Source organism: Terribacillus sp. JSM ZJ617 (assembly GCF_044383785.1).
GTDB lineage: Bacteria > Bacillota > Bacilli > Bacillales > Amphibacillaceae > Terribacillus.
Genome location: NZ_JBISEQ010000004.1, coordinates 123,149 through 140,387, shown reverse-complemented (window position 1 = coordinate 140,387; position 17,239 = coordinate 123,149). Strand labels below are relative to the sequence as shown.

Sequence of the window (17,239 nt, the reverse complement as noted above, 5' to 3'; positions counted from 1 at the left end):
CAATTGTTAATCAATTTTAACAAAGTATTTAAAATAACTATTGCATTTACTGAGTTTGTGTGATATTTCACATACTAATTGACCGTATGAAAAACCGCGGTATCAAAGTATTTTACTGATGTGAAATAAATTCGATCATTACTTTTTTATTGTTTTTTTTAATTACATAAATATACAATCCATGGTTTGCTTTATTATATTTAATTATTCTGACTGTTCGGCTTTTTAAATCAAACCCTTCATGTTAAGCTTGTTCTTATAAGAAAGAAGGGGGATTTAGGCATGGACATTGTGAAAGAATTGAGTAAAATGATTCATCCCGGGAGGATATCAACAGCGGCGGCAGTCATCAGCCAGCACAACCATGATGCATCCTATCACCCAGCGGCTGATCCAGATGTGGTCATCTTTCCCGAAAATGTACAAGAAGTCAGCGCAGTTCTATCGTTTGCCAACGAACATGGAATACCTGTTACTCCTTTCGGTAAAGGTTCCAGTTTAGAGGGGCATGCAATTCCTTATGACGGAGGCATCTCCCTCGACCTTGGATTAATGAATGACTTGAAAACCCTTAGTGAGGAAGATGGTTTTGTCGTTGTCGGAGCAGGCCTGACACAGTTTCAATTGAATGATGCCCTAAAGAAACATAAATTATTCTTCAGTGTAGATCCTGGTGCTGAGGCGACACTTGGAGGTATGGCAGGCACGAATGCAAGTGGTTCTTATACTGTCAAATACGGCACAATGCGGGACAATATCTTGGACATGGAGGTTGTTTTGCCGAGCGGGGAAATCATACATACTGGTTCGAAAGCCGTGAAGTCCTCTTCCGGGCTGCATTTAACGGGGTTATTTGCGGGCTCAGAAGGCACGCTTGGTATTATTACAGAACTCACTCTCCGTGTGTATCCAATTCCAGAAGCAAGTGTAGCAGCCCGTGCTGTGTTCGATGACTTTGAAGAAGCCGTGGCAGCTGTAGTGAGACTACGTACAGCAGGACTCGACTTGGCTAGAATCGAGTTTGTTGATGCGGCCTCAGTAGCGCATGTCAATCGTTTCGCTAATACATCTTATATCGAACAGCCGACAATCTTTTTCGAGTTGAATGGTGAGGTTGAGCATCTTCAGCACCAAATCAAACGGATGGAGAAATTATTGGAGCCGTTTCATGTGGCGGAATTCCTAGCAGAAACGGATTTGGCATCGCAGGAGCGTCTATGGGATGCGCGGCATAATCTTGCTTATTACTACATTCAAGCCGCACCAACAAAACGGATGCTCGTGACAGATGTATGTCTGCCAATATCAGAGCTTGCGGAGGCAATCCTGCACGCAAGACAAGCAGTAGATGGCAGCGGCTTGGAGGCGGGTATCGTTGGTCATGTAGGCGACGGGAATTTCCATATCATCGCGATGGCAAATTTTGAGGATGCAAATGAAGTAACGGCAGCTAAACAGCTCCATAAGGAAATAGTGGACTATGCGCTTGACCATGACGGCACATGTACAGGTGAGCATGGTGTAGGAGTAGGGAAGAAGAGCTATCAGCCAAAAGAACACGGTACAGCTTACGAATTGATGCGAACCATCAAGCAAGCTATTGATCCGCGAGGAATCATGAATCCTGGCAAACTTATTGATTAAATAGAAAAAGAGCGTATTCCCCCTCAAGAATACGCTCTTTTTGTTTATCCTTTTTTGCTGAATAGGTCTGTAATTGCGTGCACCAATTCAATGCCTTGGAAAGCAAAGATGGATAATGCACTGATGGAAAATGCTACGACGATGATCGCTCTTGCCACAAACATTTTCGTCCCCTCCTTTGGAATGCTAAGAAACCTTCAAGCAAAAGGGAAGACTATTCAGCGGTAACTCGATTGATAGAAGACGGCCAGCAGGAAATGCCGGACCGCCTGCTTCGTCTGCATCATGCGTGCCTGCATCATGCTTGCAACAAGCAGCACGGGCAGAAAAGTCAGGACTGCTGTTTGTGTTGAGATCGGGAACCAGTGTTTTTCATCATCCGGTAAATCAGCCTTATGGATAACGACGTGCTGTGGTTGAATATCATTTGCTTCCCAATGATACATTGGATGCAGCACCATTACTTGCAGCATGATAGACAGCACGAGTCCGATAAATAAAAGAGCAGCTTTACGTTGCATTTCCTCCCCACCTCCTATCCGTTTTGATTTCTTAACTATATACCCATTTTGCAGGATTGTAAATGGTTATTTATTAATATTCTTACTATTCGGAATTTTAATCAAGTAAAAAAACCTGTCCTATTAAAAGGGCAGGTTCTTGGAAAGGGTTATTATTTTGTTTGGGCTGGTTCATCCGGTGTAACCCATTTTTCCGCCCATTCTCTTATGGAAGTAATCACAGGGCGCAATGCATGACCCTTTTCAGTCAGTTCATATTCAATACGGACGGGTGTGTCCGGATATACTGTTCTTGTTGTAATGCCCGCTGCTTCCAGCTCTTTAAGACGTTCAGATAGCAAACGCCCGCTGATTGGCAGGGACGATTCCAATTCAGAGAATCGCTGTGATCCTTCTAAGAGGCGGAAAATGATTAGACCAGTCCAACGTTTGCTTAAAAGCTCCATTCCTGACTCAAAGCGTGGACATAATTCTTCGGATTTCATCTATCATCACCTCTGTATAAACGCTGTATACTTCAACTGTTGTTTTTCATTATATATGAGGTTACGAAAAGTAACAAGTATATTGTTCCTATAAGCAGAGGATTCTATACTGACTTCCTGGCTAAAAATTAAGAAAAATTCTATAATTGAAAGGAAAGTATGATGTAGGAGGAGAGAAGATGGATCATCATTATTACATAGATTATGCGTGCAAATTAGCGGTTGCCAATGTGAACAGCGGCAAGGGCGGGCCATTCGGTGCCGTCATTGTAAAAGATGGAGAGATTGTCGGTGAAGGTACGAACTTAGTGACAAGCTTGCATGACCCAACGGCACATGCAGAGATACAGGCCATACGTAACGCAACGAGCAAATTGGGTCATTTTGAGCTTGAGGATTGTATCATTTATTCCAGCTGTGAGCCTTGCCCGATGTGCTTGGGAGCAATTTATTGGGCTCGTCCGAAAGCATTGTACTTCGCTTATACGAAAAAGGATGCTGCTGTAATTGGATTCGATGATGATTTCATTTATCAAGAGATAGAAAAACCTTATGAGGAACGAAAGATTCATACGGTACAGCTCCTTGGTGATGAGACAGCAGATCCAATGAGAGCATGGACAGAGAAGGAAGATAAGGTGGAATATTAAAGAAAAGGCGATTCCTTTATATGAGGGTCGCCTTCTTTTTATGTGTGGCATTGAAAGTATCGAGATAAGTTAGGAGCTCGGACACTTGCAGCGGTTTGCTAAACATATAGCCTTGTGCATAATCACACTGTAAGTTTTGTACCCAAGTCAGCTGTTCTTGGCTTTCCACACCTTCTGCTACTATAGAAAGCTGGAGTTTTTTCGCTAACGTCACAATGGAAGAGACGATGGCTTGATCCTGAAAATCCTCGGGCAAATTCGCAATGAAGGCGCGATCGATTTTTAGTGTGTCTACAGGCAATTGTTTTAAGTAATTGAGACTATTGTAGCCTTTACCGAAGTCATCGAGCGCAATACGAATTCCTAATCCCTTTAACTCCATTATTGTATGTGCAGCACCTTCTACATCTTGAATTGCGGTTTCCTCTGTTATTTCGATTTCAAGTTTCGTTACATCTACTTCAGGATATATCTCCATCTGTTTGCGAATGAAGCTTAAGAAGCGATTGTTATAAAATTGCTGGGTGCTGATGTTAACCGCAACATGAAGATCCCGGAACGCTTCTTTGTTCATTTCGGCAAAGACAAGTTCAATCATCTTCATATCTAACGCAATGATGTCTCCATTCTTTTCTGCCAATGGGATGAACTTAGCTGGCGGAATGATTCCGTGGATGGGATGAATCCAGCGGCATAGAGCTTCGACACCATAGACATGATCCCCGGCGCTTGCCATCTTAGGCTGGAAATACACCTGAATTTCTCCATTTGAGATGGCGGTGCATAATTCAGATTCCAGCAGCATTGGTTGTGAGTCATGAAGGCTGTCATTGGCAAAGAACTTATAATTCGACCTGCCGCTTTCTTTTGCTAAATACATGGCGATATCAGCAAAACGCATTACTTCCTTAATCGTTGTCCCATTATCAGGAATCAAAGCGATTCCGATACTTGTGCTGACACTCACTTTCCGCCCTTCAATGAAAAATGGCTCTTTTACGCATTGTATGATAGCTTGTGCCAGCTGTGTCGCATCTTCCTTTTCAGCAGCTGGATAAAGCAAGGTGAATTCATCTCCGCCTAGTCGAGCAAGCATGCTCCGTTCTGGAAGCATCCGTGAAAGGCGCAAGGTGACAAGCTGCAGCAGCTTGTCGCCGAATTTATGTCCGAGCGTATCATTGACTGCTTTAAAACGATCCAAATCCATGAAGAACAGAGCTGCTTGGCCATTTTTACGCTCTTCTAAATAGCCAAGCAGCTGCTGTTCAAAGTAACGGCGATTCGGTAGATTCGTCAATTCATCATGATTTGCGATATATTGCAATCGGTCTGCTTGTTCGGCCAGCTTCTGATCCGTCGAAGTAGAGACAAAAGCCAACACCTGTATCAGCAGGATCACAAGCATCACGCTAATAGCGAGATTGATGTTATTCGGCGTAAACACAGGTTCCGGCAGAATGGAACTGCTGTTCACATGGACGACAGCCGATTTCATTGCCGTATAATGCATGCCGCAAATGGCAACGCCCATCGTAATTGCGCTGGATAACTTAAACAGATGCTGTGTTTGACCGGTTTTGTTTTGGAAGTAATGGAACAAGAGCAGTGAGACACAAGATGCTATAATAGCAATGATTATTGATAAATAGTAATAGGCCCCTCCATGGTGCATCATACCTTCTAGGCGCATGGCCATCATGCCTATGTAATGCATACTTACAATTGCTGCTCCCATAGAGATGCTTCCTGCAAAGAGACGGAATGCAGTCATTTTTATAGAAGAAAGATAAAAAGCGATAGAGGTACCAGCAAAAGAGAAAATCATGGACAAGATGACAATGCCAGGATCGTAGGTGACCTCCACGGGCAGTTTATACGCCAGCATGGATATGAAATGCATCGACCAGATACCGAGAGCCATCAGAAGTGAACTGGAGATAAACCAAAAGAATTTACGCCAGCCTGTCGTGCGGTTTATCCTGGAACACATATCCAGGGCGATATAAGATGAAAGAATTGCAATGAATATAGACACGACAACAAAGGTGACGTTATATGTACCAGTGACTTCCTGCATGTAAAACCTCCGAGTTGTTATGTGGTCAAATAGTCTTAGGGATATTGTATACTCGAGGGACGGAAAAGCAAACAACTATTCATTAAATTATAGTGAATTATTCTTAGCCAACAGGAGGATATGACAGTGCGGAATGATTTTATCTACGATGTGATCATCGTAGGAGGCGGAACGACCGGATTATATACTTCCTTTTATACAAAGCTGCGGAAGATGACGACTTTATTGATTGAAGCCACTTCAGATTTCGGCGGGAAAGTAGCGCAGTTCTACCCGGAAAAGCATATTTATGATGTAGGTGCTTATCCTGTTGCTACTGGGGAAGAAATGGTTGCCAGACTGCTTGATCAAAGCAGGAAGGCAGAACCGGAAATCATAACAGGAGAGTTTGTCGGGCAGATTAGAAAACAAGAAAATGGGATATTCGAAGTTGAAACAACCGCCAGTAAGCTGTATATGGCTCGTACAATCATCCTCACCTGCGGAATGGGAACCTACCAGATGAAACCGCTGCTGCTTGAGGAAGCGCCTCTCTATGAGGATAAAAATCTCCATTATTATCTTAAGTCAGCTGAAAAATTCCGTGATAAGCGTGTCACAGTCTATGCAATGAATCGGACGGGAATCGATTGGGCGATGTCGCTTGAGAAAACCGCTAAGGAAGTGACATTGCTAAATCAGCGTGATTATTTCTTATATACGCCACCGCAAGTGATTGAAGCGCTTGAGAAGACATCAATACGCGTAAAATACAATCATAAAGTGACCAAGCTATTAGGAAACAGCCAAGGATTGCATACATTATTGGTGGAACAGGATGGTCTGCAGATGATGTATGAAACAGATGCGCTGTTGTATTATGAAAATGTCAACCTTACCCAAACTCCATTTGCCAACTGGGGAATCGAGACAGATAAGAACAAGGTCATCGTGGACCATAAGATGGCAACCAATGTACCGGGCATCTACGCAGCGGGAGATGCTGTTCAATATAGCAATAAGAATATGCTGATTGCGACAGGATTCGCAGAGGCAATCACAGCGGTCAATAGTGCAAAGTTGTATTTGGACCCTTCAGCGAGTGCGCAAGTATACAGTACAATTGAATACCAAAAAAATAGAGGCTGATATCAGCCTCTATTTTTGTAGTATTTCATGTTCGAGCATATGGGCGACGCCATCTTTCTCATTCGTTTCGGTTGTATAATCACAATGCTGCTTCACCTCATCCGTTGCATTGCCCATCGCTACCTTCGTTCCAGCGATTTCCAGCATCGGCAAGTCATTCATGCTGTCTCCGATAGCAATGATATCATCTTGCTTCACGTCTAATTTCTTTGCCAGTTTTTTCAATGCGTTTCCTTTTGAAGCTTTAGCATTAACGATTTCTAAATTAAAATCGGCTGAAGAAAATAAATTCAGTCCTTTCTTGCTTAATGTATCGGCCGCTACGCGTCGTCTTTCTTCATCAAAGCTTACAATCGTTATTTTATAAATTTCTTTTTCTGACTGAAAGACCTCGATATAGTCTTCTATCTCCTGGATATTCGCCTGTCCAAGCTGGCGCTCGCGAGCGCTCTCCATCTCACTTCTGTCCATATTCCGGACGATATCCATTTCATCCTGGAGCAGCTGTTTTGCTTTACTCGTGATAAAGATGTCATTATCCGTGACGATTTCGTAATAATAGTTTTCTTCATTTAGCCAAGTTATCATTTCTTTTGCATAAATCGTTTCCATTGGCAAAGCAACTGACAAATTCCCTTCTGGGTCGTAAGTGGTAGCTCCGTTTGCTCCGATAACCCAAGTAGAAAGCTGCTCATTTTGAAAGAGGCGCTGCACATCGAAGTTTGCTCTTCCTGTTGCTATGACAATTTCTGCTCCTTTTTTCTGTGCTTTTTTTACTGTGCTGGCATGCAGAGAGGATATAGTGTAATACTGATTAAGAAATGTTCCATCTAGGTCTATTGCTACTAATTTGCGCATTTGTTAGTGCTCCTTTACTCCTTTTTTACATACATTCCCTATTTCGGATAGGATGTAAACTGACGAAATTAGGGTAGTAAAGTATAATAAGGAGTCAAGCCGCTCACAATTTTAACAATACATATAGAATGGTTTATACCTAATGGAGGGAAAAGAATGGCTGGGAAATTACTATCCGTAATTGTGCCTTCGTTTAATGAAGCGGAAAATGTAAAGCTCTTCTATGAAGAACTTGCCAAAGAATTACAATACTCACCTTATGACTATGAAGTGATTTATGTGGATGATGGCAGTTCTGACACAACGCTATTGGAACTGAAGGAATTAGCCGATATGCATTACAATGTGCAGTATGTGTCTTTCACAAGGAATTTCGGAAAAGAGGCTGCAATATTGGCCGGCTTCCAACATGCCAAAGGCGATTGTGCGGTCGTCATCGATGCGGATTTACAGCATCCAGTTGCGCTGCTGCATGAATTGCTAGCCGGTTTTGAAGAGGGCTATGATCAAGTTATCGCAAGAAGAAACAGAAAAGGGGAAAGCCTTCCACGCAAAGTGCTTTCGACAATGTACTATAAGATCATCAACCGATTCATCGATGTCCGTATCCAGAATGGTGTTGGGGATTTCCGTTTACTCAGCCGCCGGGCTATCGACGCCCTATTAATCCTGAGCGAGGGCAATCGATTTTCAAAAGGATTATTTTCTTGGATCGGATTTGAGCAGAAGACAGTCTATTATGATAACGTCTGCCGTCAAAACGGGGAATCCAAATGGTCTTTTGGAAAACTGTTTGACTATGGTATAGATGGTATCGTATCTTTCAATACAAAGCCATTGCGTGCCTGCTTGTATGCTGGTTTCGTAGTGTTATTCCTATCGCTGGCGTATATCCTTTATACATTTGTGGAAGTGCTAGTCCGAGGAGTGGTTACACCGGGTTATTTCACTTTGATCACTGCCATCCTGTTCCTGGGCGGAGTGCAGTTAGTCAGTTTGGGCGTAATCGGAGAATATATCGGCCGTATTTACAATGAAACAAAACGAAGACCACATTACCTGGTGAAAGATACGAATATCGAGGTAAGGAAACATTATGAAAAAAATATGGAAGCTTGAATTTACCCGTTTTATTATCGTCGGTGTACTGAACACCATCTGCTATTACCTGGTATACCTGCTCTTCTATCAGTTTGCAGATATTTATTATCTCGTATCCCACTGGATCGGGATCATCATCAGCATGATTTTTTCGTTTTTCTTGAACAGTTATTTCACGTACGGTGTACGGCCAACGTGGCGGAAGTTTTTCCAGTTCCCGCTGACGCAGGCTGTCAATATAGCCGTATCTTCTGTTCTAGTGTACATATTCGTCGAAGGCTTCGGCTGGAGCGGTACAGTGGCGCCGATTGCAGCTGTTTTCTTCACTGTACCGATCACGTTTGTCATCACAAGTAAAATCATGAAGAATGGGCGTGGGGATGTAACAAATGAAGCGTAGTTGGAAAGTGGTGCTGCTTGTTTTAGCGGCACTCACATTTGCTATTTTAGTACATATGCATTTCATCCGAGAATACGTGGATGGCCGTTTCATGCTGGGACCAAATGATGGAATGGCACAAATGCTGCCCTTTAAGCAGCATTTGTATGATCAATATACGCAGGGGAATTTCTTCTATTCATTCTCCTTTGGACTTGGCGGCGGAATTTACAGTCAGCTGGCTTATTATTTCTCGACCAGCATCGTTTATCTGATCACATTGCTTGTGATAAAGCTGCTGGACATTGCCAATGTGATCGGAAGCCCGGATGTCATCACGTGGGCGAAAGCGATCCTGCCAGTTAGTATCATTAGGCTTACAGCAGCACTCTTGCTGGCAGTGGGTGTGTTTCGGTACTTACGCATACCGCTTGTACCTGCTTTTATCGGAGCGTGCTTCTATGCCGGCAGTGCCATCTATTTCAGGCACGTCGTGTATTGGGAATTCTTCGCCAATGCCTTTTTGTGGCTGCCGCTCCTTGTACTAGGAGTGGAGAAAATTATCCGGGAACGAAAACCTTACTGGTTCATTGCTGCAGTGGCAATCTCCGTTTTCGATAATTTCTATTTTTCATACATAAGCTTTATTTTTATAGGGATTTATGCGATAGCGCGCTGGTTCATCAAGCTATCAGAAGATGAGCTGCCTATCAAATCCCAGCTGCTCTTTTTCATACCGTCCGTATTGCTTGGGTTCGGGATCGGTTCCATTTCATTCATCCCGTCTGTCTATGCCTTTTTGAATAATTACCGGCCGGCATTCGAAGACCCGATACCTTTTTATGGGAACGATGATAACATCTTATTCACAAGCAGAACGTTACTTCTGCCGGTATTGTTTGTCTTCTTAATTTGTGTAGGAGGCTTTTATAAGAACAAGCTGTTCCGGTTGTTTGCACTGCTGAGCATCTTGTTCATTTTCTTCCAGGGAAGTCCTCGTATAGCGAGTATTTTCAATGGTTTTTCAGCTCCGCAATACCGTTTTGAGTATTTATCCATGTTCGTTGTTGCAGGGACTATAGCTGTGGGCCTTACACAATTACACAAGGTGAGGAAATGGCAGCTGCTGGTTGCTATAGGACTTACAGTTCTGTTATATAGTCTTTATTTGCACCACGATATGACGCTGGATTTGGCGGATGACTGGGCGAAGTATGTTTGGACCGGAGCAGCGCTTGTGCTGCTGGCATTCCTTTTCTATATTCTAAAAAGGAAAGCATGGATGTTAGGTATCTGTCTGGCGGTTGTTTTTGCAACGTATATACCGCTGATTAATGCCCATCAGGAGAAGCAGCTCTCTGATGCTGGGAATGTAGAGAATTCCACGCAGCAGCTACTGACAAGTGATAAATATGCAAGTAATGAACAGCGAGGACTGATAGATGATGTACTTGCGTCAGACGAGAGCTTTGCAAGACTCGAATGGAAGACAAATGATAATAACACAAATATGCTCCTAGGCTTTCCGGGTATCAGTATATATTCGAGCATTTTGAATAAGGAGCTGCTGTTTTTCTATTATCATGATTTGAATATCGATATGAAACGGGAAAGCGTCAGCCGTTATTCGGGCTTTGGAAACAGAGCGAATTTGTACAGTATGCTGAATGGAAAATATATAATGTTCGATAAAGAAGAGAAAATAGCTGCACCATATGGTTTTAGACCGTACATGGAGAGCAGTAATTATATTGTTTACCGGAATGATAACTTACTGCCATTTGCAAGAGTTACTGCAGCTGCGTTTGATGAGAAGGAAATGGAAAGTCATACACCGCTTGAACGGGAGCATGCAATGCTTGATGGTATTATTCTTTCTGACGGCAGGTCGACTGAAGAGGCAGAATCACTCCCGGATCTGATGGATAAGGTGTCAGTGGAAGCGGCAGGAGGAACCTACCAGGATGGTCAGCTAAAAGTAGATCAAACAGAGGGCGGCCTGGATCTGAAGCTGGGTGATGATTTGCCGCAGACAGGTGATTATTACGTTAGTTTCTATCTGAAGAATAACGATGCCAGTGCACCATTATACGACTTGACCGTCAATGAGTTTGAAACTAACAGAAAATCGCAGCAGTCAATTTATCGTACGAAAGTCGACGAATTGACAATTCGAGTTAAAGCGGCAGATACTATCCGGATACGCTTGCCAGAGGGAAGCTATACGATGGAAGACTTCCGTTTGCAGCATGAAGACTATCAAATGCTTGATTCTGCCGTTGCTGAAGCAGAGGACATTCCATTTTCCATAAGCCATAATCGGGTAACAGTAGACTATGATAATCTGCAGGAAGGCAGCTATCTAAAAATACCTGTACCCTATGAGAAAGGCTGGCAGGTAACCGTCAATGGTGAAAGCCGGGAGCTTTTGAAAGCAGATTATGCGTTCCTAGGCGTACAGCTGCAGAACGGAGAGAACCACATTGTTTTCACTTATCGGCCGCCTTATTGGAATATACTGGTCGTTCTATGTATCGGAAGTCTGCTCGTTTCTCTATTATGGGGAATTCTCTTGCGAAAACGTCATATGGCGGGTGAGAAAGGTGAAAAAGAAGCGTAAAAGAAAGCAGCAATCTCTTTCTACAGCACTCGGAACAGTATTTTTATTCGGATTGGGTCTCTTCTTTCTGCTATTCATTATCTCCGTTTTGGTAGAGAATGACGACAAAGAGCAGCAGGAAGGCAGAGTGCTGTCTGAAGATGTGCTAGCTTATCGGGATACGGTAGAACAGGAATTGGCTAAATCGAATCAGGAGTCTCTGGCGCCGCTCGTTCTCTCGGTTATGATGCAGGAATCCGGCGGCAGAGGAGATGATCCGATGCAGTCTTCAGAAAGCAGATGCGGTGAGGTTGGCTGCATCAAGGACCCAGAAGAGTCAGTTTCCTACGGTGTTGCCCATTTTCTCCGGATGCTGGAAGAAGCGGATGGAGAGGAAGCTGTCGCTATCCAGGCTTATAACTTCGGAAGGGGCTTTATCGGTTTTGTTGAAGAAAACGGTGGCGAGTTCAGTGAGGACTTGGCAGTTCAATTCGCTCAGCAGCAATATAAGAAGGTTGATAATCCGGAAGACTACCGCTGTATAAGGCCTGAGTCCGAAGAGCTGGATGCATGCTACGGAGATATTCATTATGTGGATGCAGTCTATAGCTATTTGCCGGCTGCTGAATCGGCTTATAAAGAAAAATAACCCCCACGCTTAAGCAGATGGGGGTTTGAAATTAGAAAACACATTGAAATCACGCCACGCCTCCTCGATTGTTCGGAGGCGTTTTTTTACGTCTGCAGCCTTTTCTTTTCCGATCAAAGCGATGAATGCATGAATCAGGCTGATCGGAGCAGTCAAGGAATGTGTCAGCGATGGAGATTTACTAGAAGCCATGAATGAATAATCCGCTGCTGTAAGCAATGGTGATGACAGCCCATCTGTAATGGCGATTGCTTTTGCACCACGGTCCTTTGCCATTTGGAACAATCGCAGCGTGTGATTGGAATACCGTACGAAGCTCAAAGCAATTAGTGCGTCATCTTCCCGTATCGTGGAGATCTGGTCTATTGCCCTGTCAGATGGTTCGACGATTTCTACATTCTCAAAGATGAATGAAAGATGATAATGCAATAGATCAGCTACACTGACTGCACTGCGATTCGCTAAAATGAAAATCCGTCTGGAGTTGATGACTGTATCAGCTGCTGCATGGAAGGCATGCATATCGATTGCCTCCATCGTTTCCTGGATGTTCGCTTGATCGCGCAGGAAGATGGCATATAAATCTTGGTCCTCTGACTGAGCTTCTTCCGAAGGATGCTTGAACTGTTCGGTTGCATTCAGCTGCTCCTGCATAGCATTCTGCAAGGCGAGCTGCATCTCGGGAAACCCACGGTAACCCATGAAAGCAGCAAAACGGACGATCGTTGCATCACTCACACCTGCTGCATTCGCCAGTCCCTCTACATTGAGGAAAGGTGCCTGGTTTGGATGTTCGATAATGAAATTGGCAATTTTCTTCTGGGACTTCGACATCTGCTCCCGCTGACTGGAAATACGATGGTATATATCCGGCATGACGGAAAAGACCCCTTTCGCTTTCAGAGTTTACGCAAATATACGTCTTCGACCTCGTGATTGTTTCCTTTGCGAAGGATAAGGTCGGAACGGCCTTTCGTTGGCAGTATGTTCTCATGTAAGTTCTTAGCGTTGATTTCCTCCCAGATTTTATCCGCTGATTCCAATGCTTCTTCAAGGGATACTTCTGCGTAATGGCGGAAGTAGGATTTAGGATCCTGGAAGGCTGTCGCGCGCAGCATGAGGAAACGTTCTTTGTACCATTTTTCAATGTTTGATTCATCAGCATCGATATAGATCGAGAAATCGAAGAAGTCGCTGACAAAGAATTGATATTCCTTCTTCACTTGCAGTACATTCACGCCCTCAACAATCAGAATGTCTGGATCGGATACTAATTCTGTCTGTTCAGGCAGTACATCGTAGGTGAGATGGGAGTATTGCGGTCCCGTAATATTTGTGCTGCCAGATTTCACCTGTCCCATAAAATCGATCAATGCCTTTATATCGTAGCTTTCCGGAAATCCTTTTCGCTGCATCATCTGCTTTTCTTTAAGGACAGCATTCGGATACAAAAATCCATCAGTCGTTACAAGCTCTGTTTTCTTATCAGGCAGTGCACGGGAAAGCAGTAATTGAAGCAATCGGGCGATAGTACTTTTTCCAACTGCCACACTTCCAGCGATGCCAATGATGAAAGGAACTTTCTTCTCGTTCGTACCGAGGAAGTTACCTGCTTTAGCGTGAAGCATTTCTGCTGACTCCAAATAGTAAGAAACAAGCTGTGTCAGCGGCATATAAGCAGTTTCTACCTCTGGCAAAGAAATCCTCGTATTTATTCCCCGGATTTCCTCAAGCTCTGTTTGAGTCAGGGGCGGTGTTTTAGTTTCCGAAAGAGCAGCCCACGCCTCCCGGGGAAAATGATAATAAGGTTTGTATGTATGCATGATTACCCTCAACTTCTGTCTGCGGATTTGAGAAATAGTGCAAAGTAAAAACGTTTACAAATACTTTTCCATTTTACTACGACAAAATTTAATAATCCAGAGCTGAATCTTGGGGTATAGAAGAGTAGGTATTTCTTGCATAACTTGTATATACAAGTTATGCTAATATTGTATTCGCTTACATTACAAAACTAGGTGAGGTGGCAGAAGTGGATCTAAGACAACAAGCAGAAGAAATACTGGCAGCACTTGGAGGAAAAGAGAATATCCAAGCTGCAACACATTGCGTCACGCGGCTACGGCTGGCGTTGGCCGATGAGAGTAAAGTAGATAAAGATGCACTGCAGAACATTGATGTTGTAAAGGGTTCTTTTTCAGCGAATAACCAGTATCAGGTTGTTATCGGTCAAGGTACGGTGGATAAAGTATATAAAGAGTTCATTCAGGTTGCCGAAGTCGGGGAATCTACAAAGGATGAAGTGAAGGAAACGGTAAGTAAGAAGGGTAATCCGCTGCAAAGAGCATTAAAAACGCTTGGCGACATTTTCATTCCCATTTTGCCGGCTATCGTAACTGCAGGTTTATTGCTAGGTATTCATAACATCTTAAATAATCCAGGAATCTTCTTCGACAATGCATCAATCATTGAGGTTTATCCACAATGGGCGGGTATTGCTGATATGATTTATGTAATCGCTAACACGGCCTTTGCCTTCCTGCCGGCACTGATAGGCTGGTCGGCAGTCAAGAAATTCGGAGGCAGTCCGCTGCTGGGAATGGTGCTCGGATTGGCATTGATTCATCCGTCCCTATTGAATCCGACTGATTATGCCAGCGCTGCCCTGGAAGGAAATGCGCCAGTGTGGAATCTGTTCGGACTGGAAATCCAGCGTATCGGATATCAAGGGCAAGTGCTGCCGGTACTTTTCGCAGCATGGGTCTTAGCTAAAATAGAAATATTCCTTCGTCGTAAAGTACCAGATAGTTTTCAGCTGCTCGTTGTCGCTCCTGTAGCACTACTGCTTACTGGTATTGTAAGCTTCATCGTAATCGGACCAATTATGTTCATTGTTGGAAATGCCATTACAGATGGCTTCGTAGCTGTATTCGATACAGTCGCTCCAGTTGGCGGTTTACTGTACGGTGCTCTTTATGGAGCTTTGGTCGTCACCGGGCTGCACCATACATTCCTTGCGTTGGATCTACAGCTGATTGCTAATACAGGAGCAACCTTCTTATGGCCGATACTGGCATTGTCGAATATATCCCAAGGTTCTGCAACGCTTGGTGTGATGCTGGCAACGAAGGATGAGAAGCTGAGAGGGTTATCACTGACGTCTTGGATCAGTGCTTGGCTCGGCGTAACAGAACCAGCAGTGTTCGGTGTGAATCTGCGATTCCGTTATCCATTCTTCCTTGCTCTTGGAGCTTCGGCTGTCGCTGGTACGTTCATTGCCTGGAGAGGTGTAGAGGCAAGTTCAGTAGGAATCGGCGGTGTACCGGGTATCTTTTCTATACTGCCGGGGAGCTGGGGAGCCTTTGCAATCGGTATGGGAATAGTCATTGTGGTGCCGTTCGTCACAACGTATCTAGTAGCTAAAAGAAAAAAGAATGTGTAATCAAGGAAAGGAGATTATAATGCGCGAACCATGGTGGAAGAGGAGTACTGTATATCAAATTTACCCGAAAAGCTTTCATGATACGACAGGCAGTGGAATGGGGGATTTGCAGGGAATAATCGAAAAGCTCGATTATTTGAAGGAGCTCGGTATTGATATGGTATGGCTGACGCCAATCTATCGATCGCCGCAGCGTGATAATGGGTATGATATCAGTGATTATTACGAGATTGAACCTGCTTACGGTACGATGGAAGATGTGGAAAGATTAATAGGGGAATTGCATGAGCGTGATATGAAGCTGATGATGGATATCGTCATCAATCACACCTCAACAGATCACGAATGGTTCCGCCAGGCGAAATCTTCAAAGGATAATCCTTACCGTGATTATTACATTTGGCGAGATCCGCACGATGGTGCAGAACCGAATAACTGGGTATCCAAGTTTGGAGGTAATGCATGGAGTTTAGAGGAACATACGAATCAGTATTATTTACATCTTTTCGACAAGACGCAGGCGGATCTTAACTGGGAGAATGAAAAGGTGCGGAAAGATTTGTTCAAGATGATGAATTTCTGGGCAGAGAAGGGTCTTGATGGATTCCGTCTGGATGTTATCAATCTTGTTTCAAAAGTCCAGAGCCTGCCCTATGATCATGATGTCCCAGATGGTCAATTTGGGAAAGAGTACTACACAGACGGACCTCGAATCCACGAATTCATGCATGAAATGAACCAGGAAGTTTTCACCCCTCATAGTCTAGTAACAGTTGGCGAGATGTCGTCTACTAGCTTGGCTGCTTGCCAGCAGTATACAAAACCAGATGCCGAGGAGTTGAGTATGACATTCAATTTCCACCATCTGAAGGTGGATTACGATAACGGAATGAAGTGGACAGATGGTAAGCTGGAGTTCATTAAGCTGAAGCAGATTTTATCTGACTGGCAAATCGGTATGCATGAGGTAGGTGGCTGGAATGCCCTCTTCTGGTGCAATCATGATCAGCCGCGTATTGTCAGCAGGTTCGGAGATGACGGTGAATACTGGAAAGAATCAGCAAAGATGCTGGCAACCGTTCTGCACATGATGCAAGGAACTCCTTATATTTATCAAGGAGAAGAGATTGGAATGACCGACCCGAAGTTTTCTAACATCGAAGATTATAATGATGTAGAAACTCACAATGCATTTCAAGCTCTCAAAGAGGATGGTATGGACAGTGAACTAGCCTTGAGAATCATCCAGCGCCGCTCCCGGGATAATTCGCGTACTCCGATGCAGTGGAACCAAGAAAAAAATGCTGGCTTTACTGATGGAAATCCGTGGCTTGCAGTGGCATCGAATTATGCAGATATCAATGTTGAAAAGGCGCTGCGGGATGATGATTCGATTTTCTATCATTATCAAAAGCTGATTAGATTGCGGAAGGAATATGCTATCATAACCCATGGAGACTATGAACCGATATGTATGGATGATGAACGTGTCTTCTGTTATGAACGGAAGTGGAATAGTGAAAAATTGCTTGTCGCAGCGAATTTCTTTGGAGAGACAGCAGAATTTTCCTATCCGAAAGAACACATGGCAAAAGCAGAAATCCTGCTTTCCAATTATGCTGATAGTCCGTCAGATTACAGAAAGATACGGCTTCGTCCGTACGAAGCGGTCATTTACCATAGTAAAGCGTAAAGGCCTGATAGGG

The 17,239-nt window shown here is 43.8% G+C and carries 15 protein-coding genes; 9 read left to right on the top strand and 6 right to left on the bottom strand.

The window, feature by feature from the left end; all coding sequences use genetic code 11:
* Positions 1–282: 282 nt before the first annotated feature.
* Positions 283–1,644, top strand: coding sequence for an FAD-binding oxidoreductase (locus tag ACH6C1_RS14245; protein ID WP_374078103.1), 1,362 nt, complete (start codon positions 283–285; stop codon positions 1,642–1,644).
* 218 nt (positions 1,645–1,862) lie between these two features.
* Here the strand turns inward: ACH6C1_RS14245 and ACH6C1_RS14240 are convergent, their stop codons facing one another.
* Positions 1,863–2,165, bottom strand: coding sequence for a hypothetical protein (locus ACH6C1_RS14240; protein ID WP_374078101.1), 303 nt, complete (start codon positions 2,163–2,165; stop codon positions 1,863–1,865).
* A 152-nt stretch (positions 2,166–2,317) separates the two neighbouring features.
* Positions 2,318–2,650, bottom strand: a complete 333-nt coding sequence (locus ACH6C1_RS14235) for a winged helix-turn-helix transcriptional regulator (RefSeq protein WP_095223943.1) — start codon at positions 2,648–2,650, stop codon at positions 2,318–2,320.
* 179 nt (positions 2,651–2,829) lie between these two features.
* Here ACH6C1_RS14235 and ACH6C1_RS14230 point away from each other — a divergent pair, with 179 nt between their 5' ends.
* Positions 2,830–3,300, top strand: a complete 471-nt coding sequence (locus ACH6C1_RS14230) for a nucleoside deaminase (protein WP_095223944.1) — start codon at positions 2,830–2,832, stop codon at positions 3,298–3,300.
* Positions 3,301–3,316: 16 nt separating this feature from the next.
* Here the strand turns inward: ACH6C1_RS14230 and ACH6C1_RS14225 are convergent, their stop codons facing one another.
* Complete coding sequence (locus ACH6C1_RS14225) at positions 3,317–5,377, bottom strand: bifunctional diguanylate cyclase/phosphodiesterase (RefSeq protein ID WP_374078096.1); 2,061 nt, start codon at positions 5,375–5,377, stop codon at positions 3,317–3,319.
* 126 nt (positions 5,378–5,503) lie between these two features.
* On the opposite strand from ACH6C1_RS14225, the gene ACH6C1_RS14220 reads away from it, so the two are divergent.
* Complete coding sequence (locus ACH6C1_RS14220; protein WP_374078093.1) at positions 5,504–6,505, top strand: NAD(P)/FAD-dependent oxidoreductase; 1,002 nt, start codon at positions 5,504–5,506, stop codon at positions 6,503–6,505.
* Positions 6,506–6,514: 9 nt separating this feature from the next.
* On the opposite strand, the gene ACH6C1_RS14215 is transcribed toward ACH6C1_RS14220, so the two are convergent.
* A complete protein-coding gene (locus ACH6C1_RS14215) occupies positions 6,515–7,363 on the bottom strand; it encodes a Cof-type HAD-IIB family hydrolase (protein ID WP_374078090.1) in 849 nt (282 codons plus the stop codon).
* Positions 7,364–7,519: 156 nt separating this feature from the next.
* On the opposite strand from ACH6C1_RS14215, the gene ACH6C1_RS14210 reads away from it, so the two are divergent.
* From ACH6C1_RS14210 to ACH6C1_RS14195, 4 genes are read left to right on the top strand one after another with little or no spacing between them, the layout of a single operon-like run.
* Positions 7,520–8,482: a glycosyltransferase family 2 protein gene (locus tag ACH6C1_RS14210; protein ID WP_374078088.1), complete on the top strand. Its 963-nt coding sequence runs from the start codon at positions 7,520–7,522 to the stop codon at positions 8,480–8,482.
* Positions 8,460–8,864 (top strand): GtrA family protein, encoded by a 405-nt coding sequence (locus ACH6C1_RS14205; RefSeq protein WP_374078085.1) that lies wholly within the window; start codon positions 8,460–8,462, stop codon positions 8,862–8,864. The genes ACH6C1_RS14210 and ACH6C1_RS14205 overlap by 23 nt, the downstream gene beginning before the upstream one ends.
* Positions 8,854–11,463, top strand: a complete 2,610-nt coding sequence (locus tag ACH6C1_RS14200; RefSeq protein WP_374078082.1) for a YfhO family protein — start codon at positions 8,854–8,856, stop codon at positions 11,461–11,463. The genes ACH6C1_RS14205 and ACH6C1_RS14200 overlap by 11 nt, the downstream gene beginning before the upstream one ends.
* Positions 11,447–12,091 carry a lysozyme family protein gene (locus tag ACH6C1_RS14195; RefSeq protein ID WP_374078080.1) on the top strand — a complete coding sequence of 215 codons (645 nt, stop codon included), beginning with the start codon at positions 11,447–11,449 and terminating at the stop codon, positions 12,089–12,091. Before ACH6C1_RS14200 ends, ACH6C1_RS14195 begins: the two co-directional genes overlap by 17 nt.
* A 9-nt stretch (positions 12,092–12,100) precedes the next feature.
* On the opposite strand, the gene ACH6C1_RS14190 is transcribed toward ACH6C1_RS14195, so the two are convergent.
* Together ACH6C1_RS14190 and coaA are read right to left on the bottom strand one after the other, a co-directional pair.
* Positions 12,101–12,967, bottom strand: a complete 867-nt coding sequence (locus ACH6C1_RS14190) for a MurR/RpiR family transcriptional regulator (RefSeq protein ID WP_374078078.1) — start codon at positions 12,965–12,967, stop codon at positions 12,101–12,103.
* Between the two features lie 23 nt (positions 12,968–12,990).
* Entirely contained in the window at positions 12,991–13,914 is a 924-nt protein-coding gene (gene coaA, locus ACH6C1_RS14185) for a type I pantothenate kinase (RefSeq protein ID WP_374078076.1), read from the bottom strand.
* Between the two features lie 209 nt (positions 13,915–14,123).
* Here coaA and treP point away from each other — a divergent pair, with 209 nt between their 5' ends.
* Together treP and treC are read left to right on the top strand one after the other, a co-directional pair.
* Positions 14,124–15,533, top strand: a complete 1,410-nt coding sequence (gene treP, locus ACH6C1_RS14180; RefSeq protein WP_095223954.1) for a PTS system trehalose-specific EIIBC component — start codon at positions 14,124–14,126, stop codon at positions 15,531–15,533.
* 19 nt (positions 15,534–15,552) lie between these two features.
* A complete protein-coding gene (gene treC, locus ACH6C1_RS14175; RefSeq protein ID WP_374078073.1) occupies positions 15,553–17,226 on the top strand; it encodes an alpha,alpha-phosphotrehalase in 1,674 nt (557 codons plus the stop codon).
* Positions 17,227–17,239 lie beyond the last annotated feature (13 nt).

What these genes read in the sequence shown, in the direction of transcription:
- ACH6C1_RS14245 (WP_374078103.1), top strand. Translation starts at nt 283, where the DNA reads ATGGACATTGTGAAAGAATTGAGTAAAATGATTCATCCCGGGAGGATA.
- ACH6C1_RS14240 (WP_374078101.1), bottom strand. Translation starts at nt 2,165, where the DNA reads ATGCAACGTAAAGCTGCTCTTTTATTTATCGGACTCGTGCTGTCTATC.
- ACH6C1_RS14235 (WP_095223943.1), bottom strand. Translation starts at nt 2,650, where the DNA reads ATGAAATCCGAAGAATTATGTCCACGCTTTGAGTCAGGAATGGAGCTT.
- ACH6C1_RS14230 (WP_095223944.1), top strand. Translation starts at nt 2,830, where the DNA reads ATGGATCATCATTATTACATAGATTATGCGTGCAAATTAGCGGTTGCC.
- ACH6C1_RS14225 (WP_374078096.1), bottom strand. Translation starts at nt 5,377, where the DNA reads ATGCAGGAAGTCACTGGTACATATAACGTCACCTTTGTTGTCGTGTCT.
- ACH6C1_RS14215 (WP_374078090.1), bottom strand. Translation starts at nt 7,363, where the DNA reads ATGCGCAAATTAGTAGCAATAGACCTAGATGGAACATTTCTTAATCAG.
- ACH6C1_RS14210 (WP_374078088.1), top strand. Translation starts at nt 7,520, where the DNA reads ATGGCTGGGAAATTACTATCCGTAATTGTGCCTTCGTTTAATGAAGCG.
- ACH6C1_RS14205 (WP_374078085.1), top strand. Translation starts at nt 8,460, where the DNA reads ATGAAAAAAATATGGAAGCTTGAATTTACCCGTTTTATTATCGTCGGT.
- ACH6C1_RS14200 (WP_374078082.1), top strand. Translation starts at nt 8,854, where the DNA reads ATGAAGCGTAGTTGGAAAGTGGTGCTGCTTGTTTTAGCGGCACTCACA.
- ACH6C1_RS14190 (WP_374078078.1), bottom strand. Translation starts at nt 12,967, where the DNA reads ATGCCGGATATATACCATCGTATTTCCAGTCAGCGGGAGCAGATGTCG.
- coaA (WP_374078076.1), bottom strand. Translation starts at nt 13,914, where the DNA reads ATGCATACATACAAACCTTATTATCATTTTCCCCGGGAGGCGTGGGCT.
- treC (WP_374078073.1), top strand. Translation starts at nt 15,553, where the DNA reads ATGCGCGAACCATGGTGGAAGAGGAGTACTGTATATCAAATTTACCCG.